The sequence below is a fragment of the Occallatibacter sp. genome (assembly GCF_049582745.1).
GTDB lineage: Bacteria > Acidobacteriota > Terriglobia > Terriglobales > Acidobacteriaceae > Telmatobacter.
The window spans coordinates 1-5,615 of record NZ_JBAUUO010000054.1 but is presented as its reverse complement, the minus strand read 5'-3'; the positions used below and the strand labels follow the sequence as shown (position 1 = coordinate 5,615).

Annotated in this window: 5 protein-coding genes; 4 read left to right on the top strand and 1 reads right to left on the bottom strand. The window is 53.9% G+C overall.

Annotated elements, in window-relative coordinates:
- Positions 1–645 precede the first annotated feature (645 nt).
- The 4 genes from WCA10_RS07280 (at position 646) to WCA10_RS07265 (ending at position 5,082) form a co-directional block, all read left to right on the top strand.
- Positions 646–1,173, top strand: a complete 528-nt coding sequence (locus tag WCA10_RS07280; protein ID WP_472821843.1) for a hypothetical protein — start codon at positions 646–648, stop codon at positions 1,171–1,173.
- Between the two features lie 1,832 nt (positions 1,174–3,005).
- Positions 3,006–4,376 (top strand): diguanylate cyclase, encoded by a 1,371-nt coding sequence (locus tag WCA10_RS07275; RefSeq protein ID WP_472821844.1) that lies wholly within the window; start codon positions 3,006–3,008, stop codon positions 4,374–4,376.
- A 173-nt stretch (positions 4,377–4,549) separates the two neighbouring features.
- Complete coding sequence (locus tag WCA10_RS07270) at positions 4,550–4,768, top strand: hypothetical protein (protein WP_472821842.1); 219 nt, start codon at positions 4,550–4,552, stop codon at positions 4,766–4,768.
- Positions 4,769–4,842: 74 nt separating this feature from the next.
- Positions 4,843–5,082 carry a hypothetical protein gene (locus WCA10_RS07265; protein ID WP_472821841.1) on the top strand — a complete coding sequence of 80 codons (240 nt, stop codon included), beginning with the start codon at positions 4,843–4,845 and terminating at the stop codon, positions 5,080–5,082.
- A 342-nt stretch (positions 5,083–5,424) separates the two neighbouring features.
- Here the strand turns inward: WCA10_RS07265 and WCA10_RS07260 are convergent.
- Positions 5,425–5,615: STAS domain-containing protein (locus WCA10_RS07260; protein WP_472820908.1), on the bottom strand; the 191-nt coding region annotated here is incomplete at its 5' end.

Sequence of the window (5,615 nt, the reverse complement as noted above, 5' to 3'; positions counted from 1 at the left end):
AGTGATTTTTGCGCTGGCCATGGGCGTTCTCGGCGGCCTGCTACCCGCTGTGCGTGCAGCGCTGCGTCCCGTCGCCGTCTCCCTGCGCGAGTTGTAGGAAATCTCTCACAAAAGCGCAGAGCCCGGGGCCGCCATGCTTGCAGGATCTGGCTCCGCAATCTGTTGCGGTTGTGATTTGACCTGCTCCCCTGGATCCGCACAGGACTGACTGTGATTTCCTATGTGGAGGCTATTTGCTCGGTTTGAACCTGACATACACGGTCAAAGACAATGTGATTTCACGCAGCCTCGCGGTGCAACACAGTTTGGTTGAAGTCAAGTAGGTGACCTGCCGCCAAAGCGGACGCGCGGGCTGGAGGACGCAAGTAGGACACAAAACTTGCCGTTTGGAGTGTGGTATTTGCAGGAACCGCTCAGGTCTAATCTCCAGGCGGTATAGGCCCGTGCTGAGTTGCTGTCCAAGTAGTAACCACTCATAAGTCAACAATCGCGTGTCGTGTCGCTAGACGTGTAATTCCCGGTTGGCCACCAAATACCCGGAACCCCAAAAAGCACCAGTCACCGGCCTGGAAGTGTTATTTATCCGGCCCGACTGCCACTTCATACTGATGAGTTCAATAATGGCTGCCGATGACAGGTGATGTAATGAGTCTGCCAATCCTCCAAATCGCGGCAATCGCTCCCGTAGCAATCTACCTCGCACGCTGGAGAGTTGGGCTTCGCCACCGCAACGCGCAGAATTGGAACTCGCTCGTGGCCCGTCTCCAGCTGGATTGGAGCGGACGTGAATTGAGCGTTCATTTCCTTTCCAAGGAAGGGTTGGATACCTCCCCGGAAGAGATCTGGGAACGCATGCACGGCATTCGTGGAATCCGAGCGATGTACCTTAACGCGGGTGTGATGTTGGAGATGGTTGATTATGCTGCACGAAACATCGAGATGAGCAACTCAAATGACCAGGTGATTCTCGAAACGCTCCGCTGTGACGCCATGCAGATTCGCTCTGAAGCTCTGAGGGTTCTTGCACGTGACACCTTCAACCAGGCGAGCGAGAGTGTCCGCTCCAGTGCTTTCCATGTTGCCTCGATGTACACCGGAATGGCGGCGCGGATGGCGCAGCTTTTGCAGGTGAGCGCACCTGAGATACTTCCCGAATTCGTCGCCGCTATGTAACGTCGACCAAGCCTGCGCGAACTTCCATCTACGGGCTATCCGAACGTAACAGTTTTTCGGGTAATCGATGGCACGGTTGGGTTTGTCAAAATTCTCTGGCGTGAACATAAGTAACCACGAATGAAACGGCCGTGTGCTTCAAATCACATTCAGGAAAGGCGGCCAAAACGAAGAATGAGCTTGCAGAGGACGACGAATGGATCGGCGGAACGCGGAACTCTTCCAATTAAAGGGTTGGGCTGGTCGGAATCAGGGCCTCTTCCAATCAGATTTGCCCGAGGTCGCAGAGTGGGATCGACTGCTACGGCAGTTGGGTCTCAACGATTCACAGGCACTTGAAGCGGTTAAGTCAGATGGGGAAGCAGGGGAGAGACTTCGCAAATTCGTATGGAGAGCCTTTCGGCATTTCTTTGTACCTGAAATTGTGATTGAAGCCGTTCGGCGTCGCACAGTCCACCTGCCCATCGTTCCGATCGCTGATCGATCGGCAGCCGCTAGTTCAACCGCCACGCCACAATGACAGTTGGGCGAGCAGATGTGAGGAGTAGTATGCGGGTGATCACGGCGTTCTTCTCTGTCGAGAACTTACCACTCAATCCTGGCAAGTTGCCTCCAATGAATGAGGCGATCCACCGTTGCCGGGAGTGGCTCGGCACGAACATAGGAGAGAACCGCATCGCGACATTCGAGAAGTCGACCTGCAGCAGCAGACGAGCACCCCAAAAACCGACCCTCAGGGTCTTCCATTTCAGCGTTCTCATCGAAGGCCACAAACCATCGCGCACAACCTGACCGCCTCGGCCTCTTGGGACAGACCCATGCAAAACTCGGAAATTTCCCGGTTGGCGATCAGAGGACGTGATGTGGCTCATCAGTGCGTGTTTAGCGAATTTGACATCGGACAATTGGAGGGTTACGGTCTAATTGCGCGCTGCCCCATCCACTGATTCACAGGCCTCTCGGAAACGAGGGGCCTGATCGTTTTGGGCGGCAAGAGTACAGGCAGAAGTTCCAGATCACATGCGCGGCTCTGGGACTGTGACAGTACTTTGCAAATTAAGGTAGGGAAAGTGCCTGAATTCCATAAATCCGGTGACACCAGGTCACAAGATCAACTTTCGATCCTTGGCTGCATCCTTGAGCGTATTGCACAGGCAGAGAATCCTTCTGACTTTCGTTATCTTGAAGCAACTGATCCTCGAACCGCTGCTGGAACTCGAGGCGGAGCATTCACTCGGATCTGATTGATGCTTCGCGTCACCAGACTGCCACGACGGATATTGAAAATTGACGAAGATTCGCAAAAATTGCATCGATGATCGGGGAACCCGACAAGTCAAGTAGGATTGTCCCACCGAAACTCATTGACAAATAGCATACTTACGCACGGTACGGAGGAGTGCTCCGCGCCGGTTCCCTCGGTGCCCTGAATGAATAACAAAATAGGTTCGGTACCGGACATAAAGACGGGTTAATATACATCAACTTGTTTCACTTTCTTCGAGGCGTCCCCGAGAACATTTCGTCTCGTTGGGAGGTCATTATGCGTATAGCGACCGTGATCGCTGTCGGCTTGGATGCCTCATTCATCGCCAATCAACGATCAATCTGGCAGTCCGCCGGATACTATGTCACGCCCGTACGGTCCATCGAAGAAGCGATAGCACAATTCACATGCGGCGACTTCGATCGGGACCTGGTGAAACTGCGTGGATCAATCTTATTCATTCCCAACCTTAGTGCTCTTTCCAGATACGCGGGCGAAGCTGTACCTCACGACCATCCAATCCTGCTGCGTAGTTCTCACAGAACGAAAGAAGGGTGCCCCCACTATGCCTCAAAGGAACTCACTGGATTCGAATCGAGATAGCAAAGCGAAGTCAACTTCCGCTCAAGAAAGATTCCGAATCGCCTTTCAAGGGGTGGGGATTGGAATCGGCCTAGTTGACGAGCAAGGTAAGTTCGTTGAAGTCAACGACCATCTCTCCGAGATGTTTGCATGTGCCGGTGACCGATTCGAAGGTATTTCTCTCAGGGACCTGTCTGTTCCTGAAGGAGAAACCCGACTTCAGACCCCCGTCAGGATGGCTTCGCGGTCAAGCCCTCACCACGTTTCGATGGATATGCAGTTCGTCTCCGGACACGGCGACATTTTTTGGGCGGAGGTTGATTGCCTGCCGTCCAAGGATGCGGTTGGGCTCTTTATTGTGAGCTTTCACGACATAACCGAACGCAAGGTTCTCCAGACAGCACTTGAGCAGCAGGCAACTCTCGATCCCCTGACCAGGGCGCTGAACAGGCAGACGTTTGTCGATCGGGCAACCATTGAAGTTCTGCGGTCGGGACGCCATCGGCTTGGACTTTCGGTAGTCATGGCGGATTTGGACCGTTTCAAGTCCATCAACGACCGATTTGGTCACGCTTCCGGGGATGAGGTGCTGGCTATTTTCAGTGAGATCGCACATAGCTCGCTACGCGTCGTGGACCTTCTTGGGCGTTGGGGAGGCGAGGAATTCCTCATACTGCTACCGAATACAGGGGCGTCGAATGGCAAGCGGGTCTGTGAACGAATCCGGAAAGCGCTTGCAGGTCATAACTTTCCTACGGGCTTGCAGGTTACCGTCAGCATGGGAATTGCAGCACAGCGGCTCGGGGAAAGTCTCCCTGCTCTTTTAGATCGGGCAGATGCGGCCATGTATCAAGCCAAGCAAAATGGCCGCAACCGTGTGGTTGTCGACGCGGAAGATCTGCGTCGGGAATCGGCACGAAACCCAAACCGCTTCGAACCTCTCGAGCTTCATTGGAGAAAAGCCTACGCATGTGGAATCCCAAGAATCGATGCCGAGCACAAAGAGCTTTTACGAATTGCAAACCGCCTCCTTCTAAAGCTCGGATCGTGCCAAGACAATGCTCGAATCTCGGAAATGGTTGATGAATTACTCGTCCATATTATGAATCACTTCTCTAATGAGGAATCCATGCTGGAAGCGGGCGGTTTCTCCGATGCCGAGGCACACAAGCAACTCCATCGCAAGCTTCTCGCCCACGCAAGCGATCTTGCAGCTCAATTCAGGAAGCGGGGGACGACGGCCGGAGCCTTCTTGGGATTTGTCATCCATGATGTATTGGCCCGGCACATGATCCAGGAAGATCGGAAGTACTTTCCCTGGATCAAGCAGCCTGCGCATGCTCCGACTCCGTAGTCAGGTGAGCGCCAGGTGCTTTCACGACCTCGAGGATTCGGACGAGGATACACTTCCCCATTCTGCATTTTAGTTCCGCAAACAGCCATAGATACAACACGCCGGGCTGCAACCGCCTATGGTCGTCTAGAAGGCGCGGCGTCGTTGATCGCGGCGATGCGTTGGAGAAGTATATGCCGGAGTTTGAGCAGGTCTGGATCGAATTCAGCGCCGGGCGTCTGATCGAGCTTCCGGAGCGTGGCTTGAAGGGCTTCGCGAAGATCGCGGAAAGGCCGGAGGCTCATCGTACACCGCCGTGTGAATCTTTCCAGGAGGCGCGGCTACCCATCACTCTCTTCAAGCGCGTGTTTATCAGCAACCGCGACCGCTATGTGATCTTCGACCCACAATGAACCACGCCTGGACCGGACAGCGGAAAAGAGTCTGTCCGGTAGCGGACGCAAGATCAGCAACGCGTCAGGTATAAGTGTCCCTATATGTCCTCAAGCGTCGCGGCAATCCCAATTGGGGCAAACCAGAGGCCCCAGGCCCGGTTGAGATCACTCCCACTTCGTTTGAGCGGGCCGTGAAAGAATTGCAGCTCACTCCGGACCAGTACGTCCATTCGACACGACTGCGCGAATGGGCGCGTTTTAATAAGAATTCGAAGTACGTCCCGGAGACGCTGTTGGCCGCATGGGGCTTCGTGGTTGACTCCAGTTTCTAAACTCCATTCGGCGGGTCAATCTGATGTTACAGCCTGCCATTGCATCATTCTGGTCGCCGGAAACCCAAAATGGTGCTCATCGTTTCCATACATGGTTTGTTCATCTCCTCTTTGTCACTTCTCTTCGAAATGATAGTTCGCGCGATGTCTCATTTCTCAGCTCGCTGACGTTTTCTGAGGTTCCGAGTGTGTGGTTGGCAATGCGGAAGGAACACGGTTTGGCGTCTGTTTTATGTTGCACGGCATCGCCGCAGGACACTTTCAGTGCGTTGCACTTGTGGTCTTCTAGGCCTCATCCACCGCGGCCGACGAGACCTGGGCCCGAGAAGAGTCTAATGATGCTTAAGAGCCGAACGAGGCAATCGCCGTCCTTTCGTCGTCGTACACATCAAAGACTGTGTACAGTTTTGTAATCTGCATCAGGTCATGAACACGTTTCGTTAAATTGAGGAGCTTCAGCTGCCCATTGCGGTTCTTGACCGATGTGTAGGCGGAAGTCAATTCGCCGAGGCCAGCACTGTCGATATAGCTTA

Bases quoted from the DNA above. Each gene is read 5' to 3' on its own strand.
- WCA10_RS07270 (WP_472821842.1), top strand. From the start codon at position 4,550: ATGCCGGAGTTTGAGCAGGTCTGGATCGAATTCAGCGCCGGGCGTCTG.
- WCA10_RS07275 (WP_472821844.1), top strand. From the start codon at position 3,006: ATGCCTCAAAGGAACTCACTGGATTCGAATCGAGATAGCAAAGCGAAG.
- WCA10_RS07280 (WP_472821843.1), top strand. From the start codon at position 646: ATGAGTCTGCCAATCCTCCAAATCGCGGCAATCGCTCCCGTAGCAATC.